The organism is Pedobacter sp. L105 (assembly GCF_009765875.1).
Taxonomy (GTDB): domain Bacteria; phylum Bacteroidota; class Bacteroidia; order Sphingobacteriales; family Sphingobacteriaceae; genus Pedobacter.
Map to the genome: position 1 here is coordinate 36,719 of NZ_LMUP01000011.1, position 24,927 is coordinate 61,645.

General features: G+C 39.0%; 27 protein-coding genes. 9 read left to right on the forward strand and 18 right to left on the reverse strand.

Annotated features, from left to right (window positions below; translation table 11 throughout):
• Positions 1-125: 125 nt before the first annotated feature.
• Complete coding sequence (locus GSQ84_RS22615; RefSeq protein WP_158799656.1) at positions 126-470, forward strand: hypothetical protein; 345 nt, start codon at positions 126-128, stop codon at positions 468-470.
• A 13-nt stretch (positions 471-483) separates the two neighbouring features.
• On the opposite strand, the gene GSQ84_RS22620 is transcribed toward GSQ84_RS22615, so the two are convergent.
• A complete protein-coding gene (locus GSQ84_RS22620) occupies positions 484-999 on the reverse strand; it encodes a DUF892 family protein (protein WP_158799657.1) in 516 nt (171 codons plus the stop codon).
• A gap of 125 nt (positions 1,000-1,124) precedes the next feature.
• Here GSQ84_RS22620 and GSQ84_RS22625 point away from each other — a divergent pair, with 125 nt between their 5' ends.
• Positions 1,125-1,373, forward strand: a complete 249-nt coding sequence (locus GSQ84_RS22625) for a hypothetical protein (RefSeq protein WP_158799658.1) — start codon at positions 1,125-1,127, stop codon at positions 1,371-1,373.
• A 6-nt stretch (positions 1,374-1,379) separates the two neighbouring features.
• Entirely contained in the window at positions 1,380-1,610 is a 231-nt protein-coding gene (locus GSQ84_RS22630) for a hypothetical protein (RefSeq protein WP_158799659.1), read from the forward strand.
• Positions 1,611-1,631: 21 nt separating this feature from the next.
• Here the strand turns inward: GSQ84_RS22630 and GSQ84_RS22635 are convergent, their stop codons facing one another.
• Together GSQ84_RS22635 and GSQ84_RS22640 are read right to left on the reverse strand one after the other, a co-directional pair.
• A complete protein-coding gene (locus GSQ84_RS22635) occupies positions 1,632-2,297 on the reverse strand; it encodes an HAD family phosphatase (RefSeq protein WP_158799660.1) in 666 nt (221 codons plus the stop codon).
• A gap of 96 nt (positions 2,298-2,393) precedes the next feature.
• A complete protein-coding gene (locus tag GSQ84_RS22640) occupies positions 2,394-3,707 on the reverse strand; it encodes a DUF3887 domain-containing protein (RefSeq protein ID WP_158799661.1) in 1,314 nt (437 codons plus the stop codon).
• A 142-nt stretch (positions 3,708-3,849) separates the two neighbouring features.
• Between GSQ84_RS22640 and GSQ84_RS22645 the strand changes: the two genes are divergently transcribed.
• Positions 3,850-4,158, forward strand: a complete 309-nt coding sequence (locus GSQ84_RS22645) for a hypothetical protein (RefSeq protein WP_158799662.1) — start codon at positions 3,850-3,852, stop codon at positions 4,156-4,158.
• A gap of 251 nt (positions 4,159-4,409) precedes the next feature.
• Here GSQ84_RS22645 and GSQ84_RS22650 read toward each other — a convergent pair whose 3' ends face one another.
• On the reverse strand, positions 4,410-5,099 hold the full coding sequence (locus tag GSQ84_RS22650; RefSeq protein WP_158799663.1) for a hypothetical protein: 690 nt from the start codon (positions 5,097-5,099) through the stop codon (positions 4,410-4,412).
• Positions 5,100-5,181: 82 nt separating this feature from the next.
• Positions 5,182-5,763, reverse strand: coding sequence for a Crp/Fnr family transcriptional regulator (locus tag GSQ84_RS22655; protein ID WP_158799664.1), 582 nt, complete (start codon positions 5,761-5,763; stop codon positions 5,182-5,184).
• Between the two features lie 69 nt (positions 5,764-5,832).
• Here GSQ84_RS22655 and GSQ84_RS22660 point away from each other — a divergent pair, with 69 nt between their 5' ends.
• Positions 5,833-6,600, forward strand: coding sequence for a DUF2625 domain-containing protein (locus GSQ84_RS22660; protein ID WP_174238686.1), 768 nt, complete (start codon positions 5,833-5,835; stop codon positions 6,598-6,600).
• 5 nt (positions 6,601-6,605) lie between these two features.
• Here GSQ84_RS22660 and GSQ84_RS22665 read toward each other — a convergent pair whose 3' ends face one another.
• The 3 genes from GSQ84_RS22665 to GSQ84_RS22675 form a co-directional block, all read right to left on the reverse strand.
• Positions 6,606-7,457, reverse strand: a complete 852-nt coding sequence (locus tag GSQ84_RS22665) for a methylated-DNA--[protein]-cysteine S-methyltransferase (protein WP_158799682.1) — start codon at positions 7,455-7,457, stop codon at positions 6,606-6,608.
• Positions 7,458-7,509: 52 nt separating this feature from the next.
• Positions 7,510-8,199 carry a methylated-DNA--[protein]-cysteine S-methyltransferase gene (locus GSQ84_RS22670; protein ID WP_158799665.1) on the reverse strand — a complete coding sequence of 230 codons (690 nt, stop codon included), beginning with the start codon at positions 8,197-8,199 and terminating at the stop codon, positions 7,510-7,512.
• 80 nt (positions 8,200-8,279) lie between these two features.
• Positions 8,280-8,558, reverse strand: coding sequence for an Ada metal-binding domain-containing protein (locus GSQ84_RS22675; protein ID WP_158799666.1), 279 nt, complete (start codon positions 8,556-8,558; stop codon positions 8,280-8,282).
• Between the two features lie 172 nt (positions 8,559-8,730).
• Between GSQ84_RS22675 and GSQ84_RS22680 the strand changes: the two genes are divergently transcribed.
• Positions 8,731-9,642, forward strand: a complete 912-nt coding sequence (locus GSQ84_RS22680; protein ID WP_158799667.1) for a DNA-3-methyladenine glycosylase — start codon at positions 8,731-8,733, stop codon at positions 9,640-9,642.
• 64 nt (positions 9,643-9,706) lie between these two features.
• Here the strand turns inward: GSQ84_RS22680 and ligD are convergent, their stop codons facing one another.
• Positions 9,707-12,442 (reverse strand): DNA ligase D, encoded by a 2,736-nt coding sequence (gene ligD / locus GSQ84_RS22685; protein WP_158799668.1) that lies wholly within the window; start codon positions 12,440-12,442, stop codon positions 9,707-9,709.
• Between the two features lie 745 nt (positions 12,443-13,187).
• On the opposite strand from ligD, the gene GSQ84_RS22690 reads away from it, so the two are divergent.
• On the forward strand, positions 13,188-13,478 hold the full coding sequence (locus GSQ84_RS22690; protein ID WP_158799669.1) for a hypothetical protein: 291 nt from the start codon (positions 13,188-13,190) through the stop codon (positions 13,476-13,478).
• Positions 13,479-13,601: 123 nt separating this feature from the next.
• On the opposite strand, the gene GSQ84_RS22695 is transcribed toward GSQ84_RS22690, so the two are convergent.
• The 5 genes from GSQ84_RS22695 to GSQ84_RS22715 form a co-directional block, all read right to left on the reverse strand.
• Positions 13,602-15,038, reverse strand: coding sequence for a hypothetical protein (locus GSQ84_RS22695; protein WP_158799670.1), 1,437 nt, complete (start codon positions 15,036-15,038; stop codon positions 13,602-13,604).
• A gap of 58 nt (positions 15,039-15,096) precedes the next feature.
• Positions 15,097-15,936 carry an outer membrane beta-barrel protein gene (locus GSQ84_RS22700; RefSeq protein ID WP_158799671.1) on the reverse strand — a complete coding sequence of 280 codons (840 nt, stop codon included), beginning with the start codon at positions 15,934-15,936 and terminating at the stop codon, positions 15,097-15,099.
• Positions 15,937-16,219: 283 nt separating this feature from the next.
• On the reverse strand, positions 16,220-17,695 hold the full coding sequence (locus tag GSQ84_RS22705; protein WP_158799672.1) for a transposase: 1,476 nt from the start codon (positions 17,693-17,695) through the stop codon (positions 16,220-16,222).
• A gap of 131 nt (positions 17,696-17,826) precedes the next feature.
• Complete coding sequence (locus GSQ84_RS22710) at positions 17,827-18,360, reverse strand: ankyrin repeat domain-containing protein (protein WP_158799673.1); 534 nt, start codon at positions 18,358-18,360, stop codon at positions 17,827-17,829.
• 50 nt (positions 18,361-18,410) lie between these two features.
• Positions 18,411-19,940: a catalase gene (locus GSQ84_RS22715; RefSeq protein WP_158799674.1), complete on the reverse strand. Its 1,530-nt coding sequence runs from the start codon at positions 19,938-19,940 to the stop codon at positions 18,411-18,413.
• A gap of 284 nt (positions 19,941-20,224) precedes the next feature.
• Here GSQ84_RS22715 and GSQ84_RS22720 point away from each other — a divergent pair, with 284 nt between their 5' ends.
• Positions 20,225-21,139, forward strand: coding sequence for a hydrogen peroxide-inducible genes activator (locus GSQ84_RS22720; protein WP_158799675.1), 915 nt, complete (start codon positions 20,225-20,227; stop codon positions 21,137-21,139).
• 125 nt (positions 21,140-21,264) lie between these two features.
• Here GSQ84_RS22720 and GSQ84_RS22725 read toward each other — a convergent pair whose 3' ends face one another.
• The 4 genes from GSQ84_RS22725 to GSQ84_RS22740 all read right to left on the reverse strand — a co-directional run bounded on the left by GSQ84_RS22725 (position 21,265) and on the right by GSQ84_RS22740 (position 24,376).
• Positions 21,265-22,248, reverse strand: a complete 984-nt coding sequence (locus GSQ84_RS22725; protein WP_371416424.1) for a transposase — start codon at positions 22,246-22,248, stop codon at positions 21,265-21,267.
• Positions 22,229-22,594 carry a transposase gene (locus GSQ84_RS22730; protein ID WP_158799676.1) on the reverse strand — a complete coding sequence of 122 codons (366 nt, stop codon included), beginning with the start codon at positions 22,592-22,594 and terminating at the stop codon, positions 22,229-22,231. Before GSQ84_RS22730 ends, GSQ84_RS22725 begins: the two co-directional genes overlap by 20 nt.
• 360 nt (positions 22,595-22,954) lie before the next feature.
• Positions 22,955-23,830, reverse strand: a complete 876-nt coding sequence (locus GSQ84_RS22735; protein WP_158799677.1) for a PfkB family carbohydrate kinase — start codon at positions 23,828-23,830, stop codon at positions 22,955-22,957.
• Positions 23,831-23,914: 84 nt separating this feature from the next.
• Positions 23,915-24,376, reverse strand: a complete 462-nt coding sequence (locus GSQ84_RS22740; RefSeq protein WP_158799678.1) for a DUF4268 domain-containing protein — start codon at positions 24,374-24,376, stop codon at positions 23,915-23,917.
• 283 nt (positions 24,377-24,659) lie between these two features.
• On the opposite strand from GSQ84_RS22740, the gene GSQ84_RS22745 reads away from it, so the two are divergent.
• Positions 24,660-24,927: twin-arginine translocation signal domain-containing protein (locus GSQ84_RS22745; protein WP_158799679.1), on the forward strand; the 268-nt coding region annotated here is incomplete at its 3' end.

Here is a 24,927-nt window from a genome sequence, read left to right on the forward strand (position 1 = left end):
TGTAGAGTATTTTTAAAAAAAACCTGCACTATTCTACACAATTCACATAAAAATAAACACTTATGTAGAATAATAGAAATAAAATGTAGAATATTTTTATTAAGGAAATATTTACCTTGTTTAAAGTGAAAAACGGGGATTTCAAGAAACACAGAGGAGAATATTTAAACGGGATTGTTCGTAAGAAAGGTATAAAAATCACAATACTGGTTAGGGCAGCAGGTTTTGACAGATCCAGTTATTATAACCATATCAAAGATCCCACTCTTCCCGATTCGGTATTAGACAAATATGGCAAAGTATTGGATTATGATTTTCTCGCTTTGAACGACAACCCGTCAGACAAGCATGAGAATGAACCTGAACCTACTGATTTTGAAGGTATGAAAAGAAGCCGGGATATGTGGAGAGATAAATATTTTGCGATCAAAGAGGTTCACCTGCAATCCATTAAAAACAATAATAAATAATCATAACTGCAGATCAGGAAGATTCTTTTTTAGCTGCCGGGTTAATAAAATTGATTGCTATCTGCGTTAGATAAGCATCTGCATTTTTTTCTTCTGCCAGGCATCTTTCCAGTAATACCTGGGCACTATCGTCACCTATTTCGCCAAGCAAAGAAATCAAACTTCCGTAACTGGCAATTTTATAATGTACAATCAGCTGAACAGCATAAATGATAGCAGCATCCCGCAATGCGGTGCCGGTTTCCACTGTTTTCACAATCTCAGCAGATTTATCAGTCAGGATCTCGATCACTTTACATTTACCTTCGCCAGGCTGCCTTTTGAGTAATTTAAACACCAGATCCAGACGCTCTTTATGTATCTCTGCTTCATGAGACTGAGCTACTAAAGCACTTTGTAATTCCTCTGTATAACCAGCAATGGACAAAGCTGCTGCACATTTAATAAATTTCTTTTCTGCACTATACAAATCCTGCAAACACTGTATAAAGAAATTCAGTAACCCCCGTTCTTTCAATTGATCTGTCATGATGATGATCTTAGTGACAAAATGAACCCTGCCCTTTAATCTGGCTTCCTTAAAACAATTGAAAAAGATAAAAGTTTATATAATTCAATTTAGAGTTATAGCTTTGGAAATATTATAAAATCATTATGGCAGTATTACATAGGAAAGAAGAGAAAATTGAAGTTGTATTGAGTAAGCTTCCAAAAGATTATACCGACAAACAGTTTGTAGATACCTTTATACAGTTGTATTCAAAAGACTGGGGAAAGATTAAAGCAAACTATATCAAACAATCACAGGATAAAGCTCCCGGAACAGTGATCACGATGCCAAAACCAGAGATCTATTTAAAAGACATCCTGACTACCTACCTGGAGAATTTAAAAAGGGACTAACCGGCTATGAGTTATCATATCAGCAGATTCGAAGTAGAATTTAAAGGGAAAAATATCCCTGTAGCTATTCATGCGGTAACGGACGAAGATGGAACCAATCATATTGTATCTATTGACGGCCACGAGAATTTTGAGATCAGACCAGATATAGCACTGAAGTGGAAAGCAGAAGCTAATACTAGTATCAACGACGATCTGCTGACGCTGATCACAGAAAAATATGAAAGCAGTAAATAACTTACTGCTTTCAATAATCATTTAAATCAATTCGTTATCTATTAAATATTGTTTAGCCACCTGGAAATTCAGGAATATCTGATCAGCAGCTGCCAATTTCAAATGGTCTTCTTCATTTCCCTGGATAGCAAAGCAGGTTAGGCCTGCAGCTTTTGCCGCGCGTAAACCATTTAGCGTGTCTTCAAATACCAGACATTCTGATTTTTGCAATCCCAGTTTTTCTACAGCCAGGTTATAAGATTCCGGATCAGGTTTACTGTTAACTACATCACTGCGGGTAATTAACAGGCTGAAATATTTTGTCAGACCGTTTTTCTTAAACATTTCATCAACATCAGGTCTTTTACTCGCTGTAACCAGCGCCATTGTGACCCCTTTGCTCAAAAAGAAATCAAGTGTATCCTGTACATGGGGCATCAGCTCAATAATACTGGTCTTTAACCGTTCTACAGTAAGGTCTTCCTTACGGGAAATCAACAATTCAATAGGAGATTCAATTTCATAGAGTTCTTTTAGTCTTACTGCATTACCAGGTAATGGAATACCCGCGTAATTTTTCAGGAAGTCTTCATATTCTAACCGAACATTAGATTCTGCCAATAATTCATTCCATGTATTCCAATGAAAGTGTTCAGAGTCAACAAGGGTACCATCAAGATCGAAGAGTAGTGCTTTAAATTTTGCCATCTGACCAAATATAAAAAAAATGAGGGATGACCCTCATTTCAATTTGACATTTTACACATTATTGATGTTTTTATCAGAAAATAGCCAATTTAAGTATTATTTAGTATTAATCCATGCCACTATATCATTAATCAGGGTCTCGGAAACACTTGATGCATTCTGATACTGACTGGTAGTACCTTTTTCTACCTGAGAGCTTAATAAATAGTTCAGATCGGGATATAATTTAAGGGTCGCATTACTTTTTTTGCCCAAAGCTTCATTCCATGCCGCATAATCTGCAGGATAAGTTTGAAAATCATTTCCCCCCTGGATGATCAGGATACGCTTGTTTAATTTCCTGGCAGCTTCAACCTGGTTGTACTGGTTGATATCGATCCAGTAAGATGCCGGCATACCAAAGATCGTAGAATCCGGTTTCATTGTTCCCGCTTTGGTGATCCTGGTTCTTTCCAGTTCGGCCAGTATCATATCATAACGCTTTTTACCAGCCTGAGTGGTATCTTTTGCCGCATCAAACATATATTTATTCTGGTCTACCCATACATCGGTAAATTTCCTTCCTGGAGATTCTGCCAGGATAATCCCTTTCAGCTCCGGAGTAAGCGCAGCGATTTTCGGTGCAAGCATCCCTCCTATACCATGCCCCAGCAGGTAGATCTGTTTTTTATCTATTCCCGGAATAGTTGCCGCTAAAGCTACAGCAGCTACAGCATCATCCGTTACTTCTTCTTTTACTGTAAATGCCCCATTAAATTCACCAGAGTAGATCGTGGTTCTTTTTACATAACGGATACTGGCTATTCCTTTTGCCGCCAGACCTGCTGCCAGGTCTTTAAATGGCTTATTCGGGCCAACGGTTTCATCCATATCGTTCGGTCCTGAACCATGAACCAGTACCACTATCGGGAAGTTGGTAACTTTTTTCGGAGTGGTGAGCACCCCTACCAACACATGGCCGGCAGTTTTAACATAAATCTCTTTTTGTGCATATAAAGTGGTATCTGCATAGGCAGGGTTTAAGTATACACTGGAAACCGATCGTGGCTTCAGGAAAAAACCGACTACTTTTTCAGCTTTATTATAAGCCATGATGAACGACTGGCTGTCTTTCGCAAATTTCGCATCTACCGTAACTACATAAAATTCGCCTTCTGCTTTTCCCTGTGTTGCTGCTGCTGAATCATATTTTCCATATCTCGTATCCAGCTCGCCCCACAGTTTCTCCAAATCTGCAACTGATACTTTAGCTTGCAGGTTGGCATCAAAAGCATCATGTGCTTCTGTAAACTTATGCTGTTGCATCAAGTCAAAAAAATCATCTGAGCGTTTAAACAAATTGAACATACCTTGTGAAAATGAGGCAGTGGTAATGAATAGTGCCAGAATAACTAACGTAATTTTCTTCATGTGATTAATATCGCTTTGTAGGCCAAATATAATATTAAATCATAGATATAGGATTGTTAAAAAAATTGCATTACTTTCGACACATAAACAAATATCGTCGATAAGTTAAATCAAGTATATATTCACATTAAAACCCGTTATTATGCAGTGGTATCATTATTTTGCAGGCTTTTGGGCCGGAAGCTTTTTTGGAAACTTTATCCCTCATTTTGTGAAGGGAATCTCAGGCGATGCCTTCCCCACTCCTTTTGCAAAACCTCCCGGTAAAGGCCTGTCCTCTCCAATCGTCAATGTCTGCTGGGCACTGTTTAATTTAGTAATAGCTTATATACTTTTTAAAAGAGGTAAGGTTTCTACTGAAGATAACCTTTCCATATTTATATTTTTTGTCGGATTTGTCTGCATCAGTATAATGGGTGCTATGAATTTTGTCAATAAGGACAAAGTTTAATTTATAAAGCCGGGGCAGGAGATTTATTCAAAACCCACTCCGGCTTTTTATATAGCTATGGTGATTACACTTAAACTTGAAGAAAATCCAGTACTTTCTCCGCATGTGCATCCCCATTTAAAAAGTTTACCGTTCTGATCTTTCAAGTTAAATGAGGGTATCTTGTCCCCTATCTGTAGAGTTTTCATGTTTGCTGTCTTTAAATTATTTGTTTGAAAATTCAAATCTAAGGAGACGACAATGGGATCATATTAACCCAGGTTAAAATCATCTTTTTTAAGTAGCTTTCTTAAAGTAGCGAGATGCGCAAACAAAGCAATAGGTACAATACAACTGGGAAGCCAGATAAAAGGAAAATAAAAAAGCGCAATACTGGGCTGGTCAAATCCAAATTGCTGAAAAGAAAAAGGTGCGGATAAGAGTGCTGTGATAACGATATTGCCCAGAAGTAACAAACAAAGTATATTCCAGCCTATCAGCACACCTCTCTGAAGAGAATTTTTAACGTACCCAAAATAATAAACGAATGGCGCCGTAATCCCGCAGAAAATGTCAAAATTCCTTCCTTCAAATGTCATCACCAGCGGTACCGTTTTATGCAGAAACAACCAGTACAAGGTAAGTTCTACCGGTATCCTGACGACGTGAAGCAAGGTTAACATCTTTATATCCAGCGGATCAATAAAGACCTTTCCTTTTTTTGTAAAAAACAAAGTCGCGATAAGGAATATTGGCGGCAACAGCAGTAAAGCAAACCTTGGAGGTGATCCTGTGGTTACTGTGTAAAATCCCGAAAGGCTAACAACAGATTGCAGGAGCAGCCAGATGGTTATCAGGGTGATTAAGAATCTTGAATAGTTACTGGCTTTGTATATTAATAGAATGATCAAAGCAGTACTTAGCGTAAACACAATGCTGATATAAGAGGGTAAATGTTCCATTGTTCTATTGATTAATTTATAAAACAAAGGAAATGAAATATAGAGGGCAGCATCTTGCCAAATGACAAGAAATAAAAACCTGCTATTTTTTTAGAATTTCCTTTCTTATTCTGCTCAGGGAAGTATCGGTGATCCCAAGATAAGAAGCAATATTTTTTAAGGGGGCAAACTGAAAAATCTGCGGATTGGTTTTAAGCAGATTTTCATACCGCTCTTCTGCTGTTTCTGTAATCATATACAGCATCCTCCCTTTTAGATCTGCATAACCTTTAACCAGCACGGCCCTGCCAAACTCCCTGAACTCCGGTAAGGTGTGAAAAAGATTATTCAGCTCCTCAAAACTAATATATAACCCTTCACAATCTGTCAGTGCCTGTATGTTTTCTTTCGACCTTGTGCGGTTAAAAAAGGAGTTTACTTCAAATACCATTTGTCCCTGCGAACAGAAGTTCGTAGTTACCTCACTTCCCTCCGTATCGTGGGCAAATGCGCGCATGTACCCTTTCTCAAGAAACAGGTATTCATTGCATATTTTATCCTCTTCCAGATGAAGCTGGTTTTTTGGGATCACCTTTTCGTGAAACTGCCCGGCAATTTTCACGGCAGTGTGAAAAGACACCAGGCTTGTATTTTGAAGAAATCTGACTAAGTTTTCTTTATTCATAACAACAGGCTAAAAGGATAGTAATATAAGAAATTATCATTCTATCTTTGAAAGATACATTACTCGTTTATGAAAAGCGCTATTAAAACCCTCTCTGTACTTTTTTTAGTCTTACTTTCTTCCGGCACTTTTGCACAAAACAAAATGCAAAGCCTGGATGAACTGGTCAACAAAAAGGATCCGTCCTGGCCACTCATCAAAAAGTGGATCGATTCTGCAAAAAATAAAGTTGAAGTTCTCGAACTGGATTCTGCTAAAGCAAAAGAAGTATTATACAATACCCAGGTGTCTACCTACTCCACTTTGGGGGGCGTGATTTATAATACCGGCGGTATGATGGTTGATAATGGCTGGGTCAGGATATTAGGCTCAGGAAGCACCAGGTTAAACCGTTCTGTATCAGAATGGAACAAGGGAAAATCAATCCAGGAATACGGAGATAAACCTTTATTTCTTTTGGTTGCGGATGATGCCGTTGGCGGTTTTTTTGCCATTAATTATGGTGCATTTGGCAAGGATATCAAAAACATTTACTACCTCGCCCCAAATAGCTTAAATTGGGAACCCCTGGGTTTTGGTTATGGCGAATTTATTCTTTTCTGTTTTGACAGTGACCTTTCTTCCTTTTATAAAGGCTTAAGATGGTCAACATGGAACCAGTTTATTGCAAACCTCGACGGAAGTAAATCTTATAGTTTCCGCCCCTATTTATGGACAGCAGAAGGTGCAGATATAGATAAATGTACAAGAAAACTCGTAAGCACTGAAGAGCTTTTTAAGTTTGACCTAATTAAACAAAAGGAATTGAGCGCAAAGACCACCACCGAAGCTCAATAAACAATTTAAATAGCTGTGTGCTGCCGGGCTGCCTCCCAGCCGATGATAACATTTTTTCGCACGGTACCCCAATGATACTGCCCCAATTCGCCGGTAGCCTTAATTACCCTGTGACAGGGAATAAGAAAAGCAACAGGATTATTGCCTATTGCTGTACCTACTGCCCTTGATGCACCGGTATAACCTGCGCTTTTTGCCAGGCTTGAATAAGTAGTTAACCCTCCTGAAGGCACTTTAAGCAAGGTTTCCCAAACTTTAATCTGGAAGGCCGTGCCTTTGAGGTGAAGTTTTATTTCGTCCAGATTACTCCAATCCTTTGAGAATATAAATAAGGCATTTTGCTGTATCTTGTCAACAATCTGAGTATAATGGGCATTAGGAAAAGAGGATGTGAGCTGCTCCAGTGCAACAGTCTCGCCTTCGTCTGCAAAAGCCATATGACAAATTCCTTTGGTTGTAGAGGCGACTAAAACCGTTCCGAACGGGGTATTGGCAAATATATAGTTAATGGCAAGTGTTTCGCCTCCATTTTTAAATTCACCTGGCGTCATGCCTTCTACTTTAATAAACAGATCATGCAGTCGGCTGGTTCCTGATAGCCCTGTCTCGTAAGCCGTTTCAAACAGTGTCGCGCCAGTATTCTTTAAGATTTCTTTGGCATGTTCTACACTCAGGTATTGTAAAAACTGCTTTGGTGTAACTCCCGCCCAATGCTGAAACATGCGCTGAAAATGAAATGGGCTCAGATGAACATGTTCGGCTACATCTTCCAGTTTAGGCTGTGCCTTATAGTTTTCTTTAAAATAAGTGATCGCTGATGCAACCCTTTTATAATCTAACTCCTGCTGTGTTCCCATCATTTTTTAATTTGAGGATAATTTATCCGTAGCAAAGCTGCTCTAAATGCTGTTAATTCAATGTTCTAATCACTTCAAAGGCTTCCGCGGCAGCTTCCCAGGTTAGCAGCTTTTTTTTCAAGTCATTTCCCCAGAAATAGCCGTTAAAACTCCCATCCCCATGCACAACCCTGTGACAGGGAAGAATATAACAGACAGGATTTCTACCTACAGCAGTACCTGCAGCCCTTGCAATTTTTGAGCTGCCGCCAAGTTGTGCATAAGTTATCACCCCGCCATATGGAACCTGTAATAATTTCTTCCAGATGTCCAACTGAAATCCTGTGCCCTTAAGATGAAGATGTACTGGCAACTGCTCTTCAGGATGATTCATCTGTACAATGATTTCACGCTGCCATTCTGTTTCCTTTTCTTCCATTACACTGGCAGGAAACCTTCTTTTTAAATCTTTTAAGGTTTCTTCCCGGTTGTTATTGGTAAAACCTACAAAACATACGCCTTTCGCTGTAGATCCGATTAAAATCTCTCCAAAAGCAGAAATAGCGAACTGGTAAGCCACAGGTTGTCCCAAATCCTCATCCTCCCAGCTTTTTATATGAATTGAATCTGGCATGGCCGAAAGTTTGGTATGCTCAATACGTGCTTTCATGGCTTGTTTATACTTTGAATTTCTTACAGGGACATCCGTAATTTCATTGATATGATTGTCTGTGCCCCTAAATTCTTTCACAAAATTGTTCATAATCGTCTCTATTTTATTTATACAAATTTACCCTAAGCCAGGAGCCCGAGAAACCCGTTTCTTGCGCTTTAAACAAAGTGTTATAATTTACCATTAAACTCCAGGCCCTCTTTCCATTTTTTATATTTTGCAGGCAGGCAATTTCCGCAAGGCCTGTAAGCCAGCTTTAAGGCCTCAGCTTCATTTTTAAAGAATATCCGGTTTTCAATTTTCATCCGCTTACCTGATGAGCAGCTTAGTAATCCATAGATCTTTGCTTTTTTATACCCGCCTAAAGCAATTGCACCTGACCGGATCAATGACCCAACATTTTTTTTTCGTTCTGCCTCGTCTTTTCCTGTTTCTAAATGATGATACATAAATTTGATGAACGGCTATCAACCTCTCCTTCCAAAATTACAGTTTATCGCAGACATCAAAATCCGGATCTTGCGGTATTAAAAACATCTATCCTATTCATCCGTTAAAATAGATCCGACAAAACCGCAGGATTCGGATTGCGGATCTGCAGCGTATATTTTATTTTGGAGGATGATATACAGAACAATCGAAATTCCTATTAAAGGATTATTTAATGAACAGGAATGTCTGTGGTTTCTGAGCCGTGGATATGACGATTGTCTATACAGGGTCTATCCCGACCGTGTAAGGAGGGCTTTTCAAAGCGGAACTGAGCAGATGCTTGTTGACATTTATCCTTTGCCAGATAGACTGGTGGTAAACTGGTTAACCGCTGAACCTTCTGAACAAGGAGAAGATCATATAAGAGATTTTTTGAATGGCTGGTTCGACTTAGAAATTGAACTGGAGGTTTTCTACCAAAAACTTTCCTTTTACCCGGAACTGGCTTATATGACAACTCAGTTCCGTGGCCTTCGGTTTATGGGGATGCCCGATCTGTTTGAAGCATTTGCCTGGAGCATTATCGGACAGCAGATCAACCTCCCATTTGCTTATAAAATAAAACGAAGGCTGGTAGAACATTATGGATCTTTGATTGACTATCAGGGCGATCGGCATTACCTGTTTCCATCGCCTGAAAGCGTTGCCGGAGCATCGATAAATGATCTTAAGGTGATGCAGCTTTCGGGCAGAAAAATAGAATACCTGATGACTATGGCCAGCGAAATTACTGACCATAAGCTGAGTAAAAAGATCCTATATGCGCTGCCTGATTTTGCCGGCAGGCTTAAATACCTGACCAGCCTCCGCGGCATAGGTCAGTGGACAGCTAATTATGTATTGATGAAAAGCCTTAAAGAGCGCTCTTCTATTCCTCATGGAGATGCCGGGCTGCTCAATACACTGCTCCGGCACCATATCATTACAGATAAAAATGATGGAGCAGCAATAGAAGAACTTTTCAGGGGTTTCAGTGGCTGGGAATCCTACCTCGTTTTTTATTTATGGAGAAGCCTGGCTCCTGATCCTAACAGTCAATAGCTGATCAAAGCCAAAGCAATGTTTAGACAAATACTCCGGCTTTGGTCAGCTATTAAAAATGAAGCTATTTGAAAGTGTTTTGCGCACGCGCAATTGTTTTTTCAAGGTCGACCCCCTTACCCAATACCCCTTTAAAAAGATCCCCGGTTTCTTTCAGGCGATCTATGGAATTAAAAATAGTAAAATCTTTCATTGTTAATCCGGGTTTTACCTCGTCCCAATGCAGTGGCATAGAAACAGTTGCCCCAGGTTTTGGCCGGAGCGAATATGGGCAGGCAATAGTTGCCCCAGGACGGTTTTGCAGAAAATCAAGATACATCCTGCCCTTTCTGTCTGCAATAAAACGCTCCAGACTTGTAAAATCTGGAATTTCTTTGTGTACCAAACTAACAATGATCTTTGCAAACATTTGCGACTGATCGTAAGAGTAAGCGGCTCCCAGTGGGATATATATATGTATACCGGTAGATCCGGAAGTTTTACAAAATGAAGGTACATCAATTGCATCACAAACCTTTTTAACCTGCAACGCAGCTTCAACTACCTGATCAAAAGTAGTCTGATCTGAAGGATCAAGGTCAATTACACAATAATCTGGATTATCGGGCGACTGCGCACGGCTAAACCAGGGGTTCATTTCTATGCAGCCCAGCGTTGCCATCCAAAGCAGGCTCGCTTCTTCATCTCCAAGGAGATATTGGTTATGTTTTCCTTCATCTGTTACATGGGCAAAGGTTTTAGCCCATTCAGGTGCCTTTCCTGTTACATCTTTCTGGTAAAAACCCTTACTATGTATGCCACCCGGAAATCGGTTCAGCGACATGGGCCTGTCTTTTAGATAGGGCAGAATATACTCGGCTACCTGGTAATAGTAATTGAACATATCCCTTTTACTTACATTATCTTCCGGCCAGTAAAGTTTACTCAGGTGGGTAAATTTCAATTCATGTCCGCTTACTTTGCGCACCTGGGTTTCGTCTTTTGGATTGAGTAAGGTTTTACGTTCCTTTGATGCGGGTGGTTTAACTGCTTCGCTATGTGGATTTTTGTCTTCCTGTTTCACCTCTTCAACAATTTTTTCCATATCAGATGGTATTTCCCTAACTACATCTTTTGCTTTTTTATCTACGCGCATCCCCTGAAAGGAAGCTTGCCTGAAAACACCATCAGTGGTTATCTCTGCATAGGCCACTTCCCCTACCAATTCCGGTTTAAGCCAGGTAGCTTTAGCCTTGGGAGGATTGGGCCTGAACCTGGAAGGTTTATTCACATCAGGAATGGTTGTAAACGGACTTTTATCGGTAATCAATGGCTTAAATTGAGCCATCATTTCTTTCTGCAGTTTATCAGAAAAACCTGTGCCTACTTTACCTGCATATTGTAATACCCCATCTTCATACACACCCAGCAACAGCGCACTAAACTGTTTGGAAGTATCTTCATTTTTAGTAAAACCGGCAATTACTACTTCCTGTCTTTTATGGGTTTTAATTTTCAGCCAGTCTTTAGACCGGGCATCGGGGATATAAATACTATTTGAGTTTTTCGCAATGATCCCTTCCAGGCCCATCTTTTCTGCTGCATGAAATAACTCTATACCACTAGCTTTAAAAACTTGGCTTAGCCTAACCTGGTCATTGTCTACCGGCAGTATACTTTTCAGGATAGCCTGACGCTGACCAAGGGTGAGTTCCCTCAGATCTTTTCCACCATACCAGAGCAAATCAAATACGTAATACACCAAATTTCCATCGGCTTCACTTCTCCAGTTTTGCAGATTGCCAAAATTTGAAATCCCTTTGTCCGTAATCACCAGGATCTCCCCATCAAAAACAGCATCCAAATCCCATTTTTGCAGGAGGTCATATACCGGGTAAAATTTTTCATTGAACTGCTTATTGTTCCTGGACAATAGCTGAACATCGCCCTTCTGCATAAAAGCTAAGGCCCTGTAACCATCCCATTTGACTTCAAATACCCAATCCGGATCATCAAAGGGCTCATCTATCAGTGTAGCCAGCATCGGTTTTATACCTATCGGGATTTTTGATTTGGGTGCCTGCTTCAGCAGGGATGTTACATCTGTTTCCCCAGTACTATCTTCTCGTTTGGCATTATCCTCAGCCAGGCTTGACTCCTGCTTTTTAGCTTTACTTCTACTCAGTTTTTTTTTTCCTTCAGCTGGAAGGAATTCCTCATGACCGGCTTTCCAAACCTTATCACTGTTTTTTTCCATTTCCGCTATGGTTTTGCCAGACAAGACCGATTCATCCAGTTTGGTGATATCTTCTTTTGAAGCGAACTCGTCATTGTGTTTAATCATGAGCCATCCATTTTCCCCCATGCCATGGGTTTTTACCAATGCAAATTCACCTTTCAGTTTTTCTCCATGAAGGATGATTTTTAGGGAACCGGCATTGAGCTGTTGCAATAAATGTTTTTCCTGTGCCTTTTTACCTTTAATGGGTTCAATCGGCTCATAGGTACCTTCGTCCCATACGATCACGGTACCCCCGCCATACTCTCCCTTTGGAATAATACCCTCAAAATTCCTGTAATCAAAAGGATGATCTTCCACCATCATGGCTAAACGTTTGGTTTTCGGATCGGTAGACGGACCTTTAGGTACAGCCCAGCTTTTTAATACGCCTTCCATTTCCAGCCGGAAATCATAATGCAGATGGGAGGCATCATGTTTTTGGATAACAAACATCAACTTGTTTTTATCTTTACTCTTACCGGCTTTAGGTTCTGCGGTTTTGGTAAAATCTCTTTTGGAGACGTATTTTGAAAGACCCATAGACATTTATTTTTTCAGACCAATCCTGTAATTCACCTGCTGTTTCGTATGGTCTGTGATGTTCAATTTTCCTATTAAAGCGAAATGAATAGAAAAAGGTTTTGATTTTTTGACGAGCACCCGGCTTATCCTGCCAAACAGCTAAAAGATGTAATATTAATCAAACCGATATTACATAATTTAAAATAATTTACTACGTTTGGGAATTAAACAAAAATCACATGGAAAATCACACTAAAAAAGATAACACTAACGCTGTAGCAATCTCAATCGGTTTATTTTACCTTGTAGTTTGGACTGTGACTTTTATAGCAGTATTAAATTATTAATCAGCAATACATATTATACAGTCTATGTGACTGAATCATAAAATAAAAGAGAGGAAGTTCAATATTGCTCCTCCTCTCTTTTATTTTCAATGTTGCCTGTCTAAACAGGAACAAATCCTTGTTGCCTTAAGTCTAGCCAACAGGTACATCCCTCAAAAGAGTTTATTGGTGTCCTAAACCTATTATTGTCGTTTTGATAAACGTCCGAAGTGATTTGATTTCCTGGAATATTACAGGCATTGAATTTTTTGCTATTTAAAATTCTCCAGCCCTTTTTTCCCCGCTACAGCGTATTCTAAAAATAAGGTTGCTACACAAAGACAACCGTCAGGGATAGTAAAATAAGGGTCTGGCTCTAGCGAGGGCATCGCCCGCCCCAAATCAAACAATAACGAAATTAATCGGTTATTATAACTATGGAACAGATAAAAGAAACCTTAGGAAATATTTTATTGAGTATAGAAGACGCCGGGATATTTAACAGTGAAAACCTCGGATTGGTGCAAACGGCAGACAGAGATTATGAGGCGGTAGTTATTGAACTTAAAAAAACAGATGGCAGCAAATTTGGTAATCTACCCGATGCTGCTGAAAAATTTGAGGAATCTGCTGAAGAAGCCAGAACCAGCCAAACCAATGTAGATAAGTACCATGCTTACCGTGCGGCAGTGGTCAGGAAAATTGAAAACGCGATCAACCTGTTATAGATATCTTAGTGAATTGCTAGAAAAAAGAAATCAGTCTACCGCGCGGTTTAAAAAGAACTCACAGAAAATAAAAAAACCTCAAATTTCTTTGAGGTTTTTAAATATTATAATAGTTTGTATTAATTAATAAACATCCTTATCTCTGCTATCGCCAGAGCCGTAATAAAAGTTAACTACTTTCTTATCGCCTTTATTGATGAGCAAATAAGTACTGCTTGCATAATTGTTTGTTGTTGCATTCAAATTACCGGTATAGTTCAAACTATATAAATTTGAATAGGAATCATATAATACAGCTTTCAAGATCACACCTTTGGCATTTGGCACCAAAGCACCGGTAGCATCTCTTTTAAGATGTATATAGCCACTGCCACCTTCCGGTGAAGTATAATTTAATAATTTTCCGTCTGCTCCGGATGTTGCAGATAGTTTTGGTGCAGTTTCTACGATGTTTCCTGCAACATCCACTAAATCTACATCAATCTTTGTATTAGGATCATAACTAGTGGAAGAATAATCGATATACGATCCGTTTGAATAATAATAATTGTAGGTAAGGAGCTTTTCTACCTGGTATTTACCACTTATAGGAGACAGGAGCACCTGGTTGTAACCGCTGTAGTTAGAATAGCCCGGTATATATAATGTCTTACCTGCTTTATCAGCTGCAATTTTAAAGTAATAATAATTATTTACTGTTGGCACAACTGCACCATAGCTATTTACATTAAAATAGGTTTTTATGGTGGTAAGTCTTGGTAAGCTGCCTGGAAATGATTTTACAGCATCATCTTCGGTAGCATTTACATATAATTTTTGATCAGCAGTAATTTGCTGAAATGAAAGGCTGTAACCGCTTGGTGCAGGAGGAAGTTTAATGGAATAAGCCCCGGCTGCAGTTGTATAGGTAGGAAAATAAACTGTATAAGATCCCAAAGATCCGTTCGGTATAATGGTAGAAGCTGTAACTAAAACATTAGCACCTACTTTTTCGGGAGTCACGTTGGTTAAATCGGTATCAATATATAAGTTACCTGCAATTTCGTTCGACAGATCTGCGGTATTCCACAATCTGGCAGCACCAGTAGTGATGTTTTGCTGTAATATCTGCGTTGCAGCATAACCAGTTTTTGAGATCAGGAAAGTGCTTGTAGGAAATAAATATAAAGAGGTAAATGTAGCTACTCCCTGTGTACTGGTTTTTGCGGCATACACTTTACCTTCCGATGATACGACCACATCAGCATCGGCAACAGGTGCATTGGTATATACGTCTACAACTGTTACGCTATAATCCGCTTTTTTGGCAGCGATAGCACTTGCGTTAGCTAAACTGTCATTTAGTTTAATCTGCTGAAGCGCCTCACTATTAATCAGCTCCTGCATTGCAGTGGCGCCTTTTTGTTTTAATGTTTCTAAATCAAGCTCATGCTGATATTTTAAGTTTAACAACGCTGTTTGAGCTGCCAGTGCGTCATTTTCATTAAAATCGCTCTTACTACAGCTTGTAATAAGAATGGAAAGTAGGATTACCGTAACCAAAGTAAATTTTGACTTCATATTCTGCTTTTATATTAAATTAATTTTTATTAAAGTGCTGTGGTATATTGGATAGATCTTACCTTATAGGCAATATGATCCCTATCTTTGATAGGAAAGAATTAGTTCTGAGATTACTTCCAAAACCAACTTTGTTCATGTAAGAATAGTTATCGATAGCAGATGTTAACCCTTCCAGGTACCTCATGTCAATCAACAATAGTAATCTTGAAGTCAGAGGCAATTTGATATTTGCTCCAAATATTAAATTAATCCTGCCCCCATTAAATGAACTGGTAACATTTCGAGAGTCACTTGCGGTAACGATAATATCTTCTCCTGGAAGCAAATCGCCGGTTTTCTGATAGTTTTCTGTCACATTATATGTATGGGCATAACTTCCCCCAACATATATAGACGGTGCCCAGGTTGGTTTTATCTTAAAGGTATAATTGATTAAAAAGGGAATTTCTATACTATTTAACACATATGAACTATTCGTCACATTTTTTGTTTCGAAACTTTCAGGCAAACCAATGCTTGTATCGTCTATAAAACGAAGCATTCTCCCTCCCTGCTGTAAAGAGTTTACTTCCAGTTGTACACTTATATTTTTAAATAATTTATAGTTTACAGACAGACCAGCGGTGTAACCAGTATTCAAACTTGTGTGGGGCTGGCCCTTGGTAAATTGATTTAGGCTAACTCCGCCACTTACACCAATTTCATACCTATTTTTTGATGAATCAGCAGCTAAATTATTCTTGTTGTTTTCTTTAACTGTTTGCCCGGCAGCAATATCTGTTAAAAAAATTGTCAAAATAAAAACGGAACAAATTCTAAAAGCTAGTTGTAGTTGGAAATTAATTTTAAAAATAGAGAACATTAGAGCGCTAAAGAGTGTTTTAATAGGATGCAAAAATATTAATTAATTTCAAAGTTTATATATTTTTTTATTTAAGATTATAAATAAACATTTATTATTTTATTGTTTCAATATAGCGCATTATACCGATCTCAATTTTTAATTCAATCACCGCCTCCTTTTCATATTAAAATAGACGTAACGGTTAGGAATAAGAACTAACGTGCTTACCGTGCGGCTTGGTCAGGAAAATTGAAAATGCGATTAACCTGTAAGATCAGAAACAGGTGAAAATTATAATTCTCTAAGGCGCCAGGCTGTGGCTGTTGCACAACTTTCAATTTAAAGCTGCGCCACGGACTCGAATTATCCAATAATGCGCCAAGATTTTTTTATTTTCTAATAGCCGGTCTATTTTCTTCTTTATAAAACCTTTCAGTTGATTGAATTTATGTTTTAGAGCAAACGAAGCATCGATCTGGATGCTTCGTTTGGTATTAAAGGCAAGTAACTTCTTGAGGTTATATGCTGTAGCAGCAAGAAGCACATGTTTTTTGGCTAAATCTATCCCTTTTGTATAAACTTTCTTCATACCCCTAAAATGTAGTAAAGTTCCAATGACTGGTTCTACAGTAGATGATCGGAGATTTTTCATTTTCTGACCTATTTTGCTTTGCGTTCGTACATACATTTTGTCATAATAGGGTTTATCTATTGTGTCACCTATCTGTTTATATTTTGCGTTCTTGATACACTCTGTGCGGAAAGTACAAGGTTGACAATCTTTTGCAGAAGAATAATATGACTTCGTCTTACTGTTATCTCGATAATCTGTACGTACTCCCCTAAAAGATATTTTCACTCCAGCTTTACATTGATAGAAATCACCCAATGCATTATAGCTAAAGTCTTTTCGGAAAGGTAGATAATTACCAATACATGGTATGTAGGCTTGTATTCCTGCTTTTTCTAGGTATCTCAAAGACGAACCGCTGCTGTAACCTGAGTCTGCCAAAACTTCTTCCACATCCAGTCCATTCTGTTTTAAATTTTCAACCGTCTGATCTAGTATGCCAGGTAGGCACTGAGAATCTCTCTTGTCTGCAAAGTCAGCCATTGCCCCACAAATCACATGGGAAGCTGTATCTACACTAATCTGACCAAAATAATTAAGCGCTTTTTGTTTGTTGGCCTTTTTAGATAAGCGAGAGTCGGGATCAGAAGTACTCACATATTTCTTATTTTCAGTCTCTCTTGCCTTACTTTTAGAATTACCTCTTTCATCTTCATTTTTCAAAAGATCCTGGTAAAAGACGGAACAATCTTCTTCTATCCGCCTTTCAGTCAAGCTCGAAATAGATGCATTTGCTTTGATGAATGCACTATCAATAGCTTGCCTACTTCCATTCACCATGCCTTTTGCTACACACATACTTAAGACTTGGCGAAAAACATTAAGAAACAATTCCTCTCCATACAATTTTCGAGTTCGGCTTAACGTACTATGCCACGGTAGAGGCTCATCAACATCATAATTTAAGAAGTAGAGCATATCCATCCGCATGGATGCATGCTCTATTATCTTACGATCAGAGCAGAAATTCTCAATATACCCAATTAACATTAGTTTGAAGAAAACTTCTGGGTCAATACTAGATTGTCCTTCGACTCCATAATAACCCGTGGTTTGCTCTCGCAAAAATGAAAGATTAAGCGTTTCTTTTAATCTACGATAAAAGTTGTTTTCAGGTATTCTTTCTGACAAACGAAAACTAAGAAATAGTTTTTCTTGATATTGTTTACTGCCCTGCATAAAACCGTTTTAATTGCAATCAATATACTGAATATCAATTAAATATACAATTTTTAAAGATGAATTTACACAAGCTATTTGAGTTGTGCAACAGCCACAGGCTGGCACCTTAGAGAAAGATATTTTTTTCTTTATTTCGCTTTTAATAAAGCTACTATGCTATCATTTTCCTGATTTAAGGCATAGTCCAAGGCCGTTTTTCCGAATCTGTCTTTTTTGGTGCTTAACGCTCCGTTTGAGAGCAGATAGGCTATAATATCTGCGTGGCCAAAGGTGGCTGCGAAGATTAAGGCAGTAGCGGAATTGTAATTTTGCTGATTTAAATTCGCCTTGTGTTCAAATAAATACTTAACCATGGGCAGGAAACCCTTGTAACATGCGCCCATTAATGCTGTATTACCTGAAAAATCCATGGCATTTGGGTCAGCTCCGTTTTTTAATAAAAGTAAGGTGCATGCCTCATTTTCGTTATAAACGGCTACGATCAAAGGCGTTGATCCACGATGATCAACAGTATCGGTTTTTACATGATTTTTTAAAAGCCGCGCTAACGTCACGGTATCATTTGATCTGGCTGCGTCAAAAATATCCTGAGCTTTTGCACTAGTTCCAATTGCCAATAGCGTAGTAATGACAATGGTAAAAAATAATATTCTGTTTTTCATCAGTCTGTTATTAGCACATGAAAATTGATTTCATTTCGGGTTTGAAAGCATTATTTAGCCATAAACATGGCTTCAACTTCTTCCCTGGTGACGTTTAATTTAGCGGCCAGGCGTTTGCCATAATCGCTATCAGCCATATAAAAATAACCAACCATTTTCTTTACCACATTTCTATCGGTCACAACAGCCAGATCGCCACTTAGGTTATTGATCAGGTGAGTTTTATCAGTTTCGCTAAGCGACCTGTAATACTCTCCGGCCTGTTTAAATTCATCAGGTTTTGAGATCTTTTTCTGCATTGTACTTACGTTGGTATACACTTCCGCAGGGTAATTATATTTTGGATTGTCTACATTACCCTTCGGGTCAGTGCTTGGCTGAAAATTAATATCAGAGTTTTTACCACGGTTACTCATCGGGCCATCCTGATTATAACTGTTAACTTCAGATTTGGCCGCATTTACGGGTAATTGCTGGAAATTAGGCCCTATACGATAGCGTTGGGTATCGAAATAAGAAAATAAACGTCCTTGTAACATTTTGTCTTCAGAAGGGGCAATTCCAGGAACCAATTCGCCAGGCGAAAAAGCCGATTCCTCTACTTCATCAAAGAAATTGCCGGGGATCTTGTTTAACGTCATTTTGCCGACTAAAATAGGCTTGGCAATGGTTTCAGGCCAAATTTTAGTATCATCCAGCGGATTAAAATCAAATTTATCCAGATCTTCCGGTTTCATCATTTGCACATACAGTTCCCATGAAGGAAAGTTATGTTCGCTGATGTTCTCGTACAGATCAACTGTTGCATGCTGAAAATCTTTACCCTGAATCGCCTTCGCCTCTTCTGCAGTCAGGTTTTTGATTCCCTGCATGCTTTTCCAGGTGTATTTTACATAGACAACCTGTCCGGCAGCATTTACCCATTTAAATGCATGCACACCAGAACCATCCATCTGCCGGTAGTTAGCAGGGATTCCGTTATCAGTATATAATCTCGTCAACATATTTGTCGCTTCAGGCACATGGCTGAAGAAGTTGAAAATACGGTTGGGGTCTTGTTTGTTATATATTGGGGAAGGTTTTAAAGCATGCACAAAATCCGGGAATTTAATCGCATCCCTGATAAAGAATACTGGAAAGTGGATACCAACGATATCATAATTACCTTGTTCAGTATAAAATTTCACAGCAAATCCTCTTGGATCACGCTGAGTTTCGGGGGAAGCACCACCACCCATTACGGTAGAAAAACGAACGAAAACAGGGGTAACTTTATCCTTTTTGCTGAAAAGGGCAGCAGCAGTTGAGGCAGAAAAATCGTCTGCAGCTACAAATTCTCCGTATGCACCTACTCCCCTGGCATGCACCACCCTTTCAGGGATTCTTTCTCTGTCAAATGCGGACAGCTTCTCAATTAAATGAATATCTTCCAAAAGTACAGGTCCGTTTTGGCCAACTGTTTTGGAATCCTGGTTATCGCCAACTGGTGTACCGGTGTTTGTAGTCAGTACTTTTTGCTGTGCATGCAGGGATACAGTAGCAGCCGAAAATAAGACAAGTGATAAGTGTTTAAAGTTCATAGAAAATCTTTTTTTTGAAAGCCCAAAAGTATAGGCGCGGATACAGGAAAGAAAATCACAAATCTTGATGTGCTATAGAGATATTCAATGGAAAAGGCAACCTTATCGATTCTGTCGATGCTGCTTCAATTATATCTATTTGATGGAACAGGATAATAGTGGTTACTTGCGCCTCGCAAATCTGAAGCATGTTATGTTTGTTAAATCCTTTTTGGTTTCGATGATCAGAAGGATAAAACTTTATAGCATACCAGCTGTAGTAGCGAATGATTAATCACCTATAAATGAGTCTTACCCAATACGAATATATTATTGCTGTTGATACATATCGCAGTTTTGTGATGGCGGCTGAAAAGTGCTTTGTTACACAGCCAACGCTCAGCATGCAAATTCAGAAGCTCGAATATACGCTAGGCGTTCAGATATTCAACCGCAAGAAGCAGCCAGTGTTACCTACGGAAATAGGGAGCAATATTATTGCCCAGGCAAGGGTACTGATCGCCGAACATCAAAGGATAAAGGAAATTGTTGGCGACTATCAGAAAGAACTGATGGGTGAACTTAAGATTGGAATCATTCCTACCATCGCACCTTATATACTTCCAAAAATCATTATCCAGTTTATGTTGAAATTTCCGCAGGTGAAACTTGTGATATGGGAACAAACTACAGAGGAGATTATCCAGCAACTTAAACTTGGTTTAATTGACTGCGGTATTCTTTCCACTCCGATATTGGAAACCCAATTTATTAAAACGCCCCTATTTTACGAGAACTTCGTAGCCTACGTATCCCGGAACAGCGAGCTGGCAAAGAAAAAAACGATTCACCCCGATGATATCAATATCGATGAGCTTTGGATTCTTAATGAAGGACATTGTATGCGCGACCAGGTGCTGAATATTTGTCAGCGCCGTGAAAGTACTATTGGATTTAAACACTACGAATACAATACAGGCAGTATCGAAACGTTAAAACGCATGGTAGACGAAAATAACGGCGCTACGATCCTCCCTGAGTTTGCCTTAAAAGACTTCTCCAAAGCGCAACTGGAAAAAGTAAGATATTTTAAATCGCCTCAGCCAGTCCGCGAAATAAGTATTGTTACGCCAAATGGATTTGCAAAAAAACGATTAATTGAAACTATGAAAAATGAAATCCTGGGGTTCGTACCAACGCACATGAAAGAATGCAGGTAAAAGAAAAATTAAGTTTTGCCACAACTCAAACGGGAAAATAGAATAAAACAGGCAAATGTGAATGCAATTCAAGCTGAAAAATGATCAATGCCAAATGTTGTGGATCAAAAATTCATTTAATGATTTTAAGCATAGAGCTGAGTTAGCCTATAGAGAAAAAACTCAATGTTTTTAACACCCTTGAACTGACTTCTGAATGCCTTGATTTTTGCGTTGAAAGATTCCGCTGACGCATTTGTAGATCTGTTATCAAAGTAGTTGAGGATGGTTTGATAGTGGTTTTGGATAGACCTGGCAACCGTATTGAAAGCTTTGAAGCCAGTCTGTCTTACTTTTTCATGCCATCTGGCTAGATTAGCCAATCCAAAGACCTTGTCTTTTGTATGTTCAAATATTTGACCGAGCCCTAAGCTGAGTCCGTATGCAGTTTTGAGATCGTGATATCGCTCAAATAGCAGTTCAGCGCGTTCTTTTTGACTGGCGGTCCAATCCGAAGGCTTTTTATATAAAACATATCGACTCCTGGCTAACAATTGCTTTAAGGTATCACCGTTGGGGAGTACTTCTGATTGAAACAGATCACCTGTCTTTTTGGATTGTTCTATCGCATCATTTTCAGCATCCAGAGCTGCCCATCTATAGTTGATCCGCATCTCCTGTAATGCCTCGGTGGCCAACTTCTGCACATGAAATCTATCGGTAACCCTAATCGCCTGTGGAAAGCACCGCTTACAGATCAACTCCATATTACCTGCCATGTCAAGAGTTACCTCGCTGACTTTCCTGCGTTGTCTTTCAGGTAGTTTTTGAAGGATTCCAATAACCGTTTCAGCTTTTGTTCCCGCTACAATGGCCACAACAGCACCTTTTTTGCCTTTGGCCGCCTTGTTGGTAACAATGGTATAAAGTTCACCATGGGAAAGACTGGTTTCATCGATGGAAAGCTGGTTCCCCAGGTTTTCAGGGTAAAGCAGCCATTTCTTTGCATGTGGTTTTTGATCCCAATTCTTGAAATCACTCAGATAGTCACGGTATTGCCGAAGCAGGTTTTTACTCTTTACACCATAAAATGAACTGATCGAATCAACGCTATTCGGCGCTGTATCGATTGATTTCTTTTAAAAAAGCCGCGAAGTCTCCTGTCATTCGCGTTCCCTTTTCTACTAAAGTCCAATTCCGGTAAATCACCTTTGAAGCTTCGGTATCCAGCCATCTGCGTCTTTTGATATGGTAAAACACTTTACGCCCACGGATCGGGAAATCCTGTATGACAATCTGAGGAAAAAAACCTTTGGAGAGTACTTTTATGCCAGTCCATTCTGAAGGTGTAGTATTCAACTCTTCAAGTTCAATATGAAAAGTTGAATCCTCTTCAATAACTCCTTTGAACTCGAAATTCTCTAATATAAAATCCGGCAAAAATAAACTCAGTAGGGAGGCGGTATCTGATGGCATAAATCTAATTTGTAAAAAGACGCAAAGTTATGTTTTTAACAACTCCTCCACAACATTTGGCATTGATCCCTGAAAAAAGGTAATTTTAACAAAAACAAAAGGTCTTAAAAAAAGAAAGGGTTGCTCCATCCAGACGCATCCCTATTCTAACCAAATATAAACCTGTATGAACGGGTTTTCCTTTATTTTTCAGTTGCTATATTGATTTAGCAAACATGAAAACAATTATGTCGTTTTGTTGATTCAAATATACGAACATTCTCATAGTGTACAAACTACACTATTCATTATTTATTAAAAAGACAATTAAATGACAAATGTATTTTAAGAAACCTCATTTAAATGCCATGATTGCTGTTTTTAATGCTTATTTACTTCCAATAAGGCTAAAATATCTTTTTCAGTTCCGTTAAAAGGTCCGGATGTTTCAATTTTTAAGCTGGCCATTGCAGCTCCAAACTCTCCTGATTCCTGTATCCCGCCCATTTTTGCCCTTTTAAATAAATATCCGGCCATGTAAGTATCTCCACAACCAGTGGCATCTGTTTCTACAGCTGGTATAAAAGCCGGTATATCGTAAACAGCCCCGTCCGCATAAATTACAGAACCGAGGCTGGCCCTCGTGATCACAATTTCTTTTACACCCAGGCCGGCCAGTATTTTTGCACCTTCGTTGATTCCCTTACATCCGGTAAGAACTTCAAGTTCTGCTTCATCTGCCTTTACGAAATGTACATATTGCAAAGCTTCTTTTTTTTCCGTCCAGTCTACCGCACATACCTGCTGATTGCGTACCTCTCGAAGGTAACCCTGCACATCTAAAGATACCTTACCACGCTCTGATAAATCTTTAATCAATGTTACAGGGATATCATTGGCCAGTAACGGCCCAAGGTGAAATATTGTTGCTTCTACCCTGCTCAGCTGTGTTATAGTAAAAGGATCTGCTTCCTGCAATACCCGCTGGGTACGGTGATCAAGATGACCGGTGTAGATGTTTTCAAAATATACCGTTTTTGCGCTTTCAAATAAATTCACCTCTGTACCGCCAGCACGAAGGTCGTCTACAAAATGCATTTCGCTGGTTGCTACAGCAGTAACCAAACTATAGTACACGTCCATTTGCTGCAAAGCCCTGGAAAAATAAAATGAAGTTCCGCCAGCCATATACTTTTCTGAAGTACTGGTCACTACCCGGTCTAATGTAATATGTCCTATGCAACAAATATCGTACATCCAATTTTGCTATAAGTCCAGGCAGCTTAACTACTGCACAGGAATTTAAAGGTAGTTAATATCGTCTTTAACGCAAGATTATTCTTAGCTGAATAATTCAAAACTATCACGTGCATCGTTCCAGAACTCATCCAGTGCAATGATACGCGGTTTAAAAAAGGAGATCAGCGCAGGCCAGTCGCTTTGTTTAAAAATGCTTACGTGATCAAGGGATTTGACAATGCGGCTAACCTGTTTAAAATTTTCATCGGTTAACTCGGGTTGCCATTCCCATTCTTCATTTAAAGAAGTACTCAGCAATGTTCTGAAAGCAGTAAACTGCTCAAATAGCAGGTCCCGCATGCCTGCATCAGGATGCGAAAGTTCAATCGCTATAAATGCAGAGCGGTTATCGGCCTGCATTTTAAAAGACAGGTAGCGTATTCCTGTTCTATAATTTATCCAGTTGATCTTTTGCCCTTCAGCAGAAAGCTGAGGAGCAATATACTGCCCAAATGCAGTCCAGAAAGCCTGCTTTAGCTTTGAAGTTTCATCTTTAGTATACATGCCGGCAAAGGTAATTATATCTCTATTTGTTAGGTTAACGGTTTTTAAATAATTTCAAGCTTCAATATTAAACTGGTTTTAAGACAATCACGTAATTGTCATAAACTTAATTTTAACGCATTTCTAATGCCACTTTATGGCATTACCAGGGCACTTTTTGTTGAAAACCCCCTCAAAATCATAAGCACCCTTATAAACATATGACGTTTATATAAAACATCATATGTTTATTTGTAGTGTAATCTATCACATACATCATTTATTACTTCAAAATCAAACAGTTATGGAAACTACAAGACGCGGTTTTATCTCCGCAGCATCATTGACAACATTAGGCATGGTAGCCGCCGCCACAAGTATCAGCACTTTATTGCCGGAAAAAGCCGAAGGTGCCATTGTCCCTTCAGGTAAACCGGTCCATGGTCCGGGAGAAGAACTGGAAGATTTTGTATATGATATGGTAAACGGCAGTAAAGGCTGGTCGGGTGCTGGCGGGAATGCAAAAGAAGCCACAGTAGAAGAATTCCCCGTATCGCAAAGTATTGCCGGGG

What these genes read in the sequence shown, in the direction of transcription:
- GSQ84_RS22645 (WP_158799662.1), top strand. Translation starts at nt 3,850, where the DNA reads ATGCAGTGGTATCATTATTTTGCAGGCTTTTGGGCCGGAAGCTTTTTT.
- GSQ84_RS22695 (WP_158799670.1), bottom strand. Translation starts at nt 15,038, where the DNA reads ATGAAGTCAAAATTTACTTTGGTTACGGTAATCCTACTTTCCATTCTT.
- GSQ84_RS22635 (WP_158799660.1), bottom strand. Translation starts at nt 2,297, where the DNA reads ATGGCAAAATTTAAAGCACTACTCTTCGATCTTGATGGTACCCTTGTT.
- GSQ84_RS22680 (WP_158799667.1), top strand. Translation starts at nt 8,731, where the DNA reads ATGATATACAGAACAATCGAAATTCCTATTAAAGGATTATTTAATGAA.
- GSQ84_RS22665 (WP_158799682.1), bottom strand. Translation starts at nt 7,457, where the DNA reads ATGGGAACACAGCAGGAGTTAGATTATAAAAGGGTTGCATCAGCGATC.
- GSQ84_RS22740 (WP_158799678.1), bottom strand. Translation starts at nt 24,376, where the DNA reads ATGTATACTAAAGATGAAACTTCAAAGCTAAAGCAGGCTTTCTGGACT.
- GSQ84_RS22650 (WP_158799663.1), bottom strand. Translation starts at nt 5,099, where the DNA reads ATGGAACATTTACCCTCTTATATCAGCATTGTGTTTACGCTAAGTACT.
- GSQ84_RS22630 (WP_158799659.1), top strand. Translation starts at nt 1,380, where the DNA reads ATGAGTTATCATATCAGCAGATTCGAAGTAGAATTTAAAGGGAAAAAT.
- GSQ84_RS22720 (WP_158799675.1), top strand. Translation starts at nt 20,225, where the DNA reads ATGAGTCTTACCCAATACGAATATATTATTGCTGTTGATACATATCGC.
- GSQ84_RS22705 (WP_158799672.1), bottom strand. Translation starts at nt 17,695, where the DNA reads ATGCAGGGCAGTAAACAATATCAAGAAAAACTATTTCTTAGTTTTCGT.
- GSQ84_RS22690 (WP_158799669.1), top strand. Translation starts at nt 13,188, where the DNA reads ATGGAACAGATAAAAGAAACCTTAGGAAATATTTTATTGAGTATAGAA.
- GSQ84_RS22625 (WP_158799658.1), top strand. Translation starts at nt 1,125, where the DNA reads ATGGCAGTATTACATAGGAAAGAAGAGAAAATTGAAGTTGTATTGAGT.
- GSQ84_RS22640 (WP_158799661.1), bottom strand. Translation starts at nt 3,707, where the DNA reads ATGAAGAAAATTACGTTAGTTATTCTGGCACTATTCATTACCACTGCC.
- GSQ84_RS22730 (WP_158799676.1), bottom strand. Translation starts at nt 22,594, where the DNA reads ATGCCATCAGATACCGCCTCCCTACTGAGTTTATTTTTGCCGGATTTT.
- GSQ84_RS22655 (WP_158799664.1), bottom strand. Translation starts at nt 5,763, where the DNA reads ATGAATAAAGAAAACTTAGTCAGATTTCTTCAAAATACAAGCCTGGTG.
- GSQ84_RS22710 (WP_158799673.1), bottom strand. Translation starts at nt 18,360, where the DNA reads ATGAAAAACAGAATATTATTTTTTACCATTGTCATTACTACGCTATTG.
- GSQ84_RS22735 (WP_158799677.1), bottom strand. Translation starts at nt 23,830, where the DNA reads ATGTACGATATTTGTTGCATAGGACATATTACATTAGACCGGGTAGTG.
- GSQ84_RS22715 (WP_158799674.1), bottom strand. Translation starts at nt 19,940, where the DNA reads ATGAACTTTAAACACTTATCACTTGTCTTATTTTCGGCTGCTACTGTA.
- GSQ84_RS22660 (WP_174238686.1), top strand. Translation starts at nt 5,833, where the DNA reads ATGAAAAGCGCTATTAAAACCCTCTCTGTACTTTTTTTAGTCTTACTT.
- ligD (WP_158799668.1), bottom strand. Translation starts at nt 12,442, where the DNA reads ATGGGTCTTTCAAAATACGTCTCCAAAAGAGATTTTACCAAAACCGCA.
- GSQ84_RS22675 (WP_158799666.1), bottom strand. Translation starts at nt 8,558, where the DNA reads ATGTATCATCATTTAGAAACAGGAAAAGACGAGGCAGAACGAAAAAAA.
- GSQ84_RS22620 (WP_158799657.1), bottom strand. Translation starts at nt 999, where the DNA reads ATGACAGATCAATTGAAAGAACGGGGGTTACTGAATTTCTTTATACAG.
- GSQ84_RS22670 (WP_158799665.1), bottom strand. Translation starts at nt 8,199, where the DNA reads ATGAACAATTTTGTGAAAGAATTTAGGGGCACAGACAATCATATCAAT.